Below are 371 nucleotides of genomic sequence, written 5' to 3'. Positions count from 1 at the left end.
ATATGTTAGTGACGATTCCCCCTCATATAAGCGTGTCAGAATTCATGGGCTATTTGAAGAGTAAAAGTAGTCTGATGATATTTGATAAACATGCAAATTTGAAATATAAATACGGGAACAGGCATTTCTGGTGCAGAGGATATTATGTCGATACCGTGGGAAAATATGAGACGGCGATACGGCAGTACATAAGAAACCAGTTACAAGAAGATATAAGCAACGACCAGATTAGTATGAAAGAACTGTTTGACCCGTTTACGGGTGAGCCGGAGAAATAAGGCATAAAAAGAGCCCCCGAGTAGGGGGCTGCCAGTAATAAGAGTGTGATTGTCGGGCCGTTTCGGTGCCCCCTTAAGGGGGCGACCACAGGA

1 protein-coding gene is annotated in these 371 nt (G+C 43.9%); it reads left to right on the top strand.

All coding sequences use genetic code 11. From position 1 onward, the window contains the following. Positions 1-278 (top strand): IS200/IS605 family transposase (gene tnpA / locus QZV31_RS09465; protein ID WP_295359905.1); only part of this gene is annotated, 278 nt, incomplete at its 5' end. Between the last annotated feature and the right edge of the window lie 93 nt (positions 279-371).

Source organism: uncultured Succiniclasticum sp. (assembly GCF_902793885.1).
Lineage (GTDB): Bacteria > Bacillota > Negativicutes > Acidaminococcales > Acidaminococcaceae > Succiniclasticum.
This window is presented reverse-complemented; position numbering and strand designations above follow the sequence as displayed.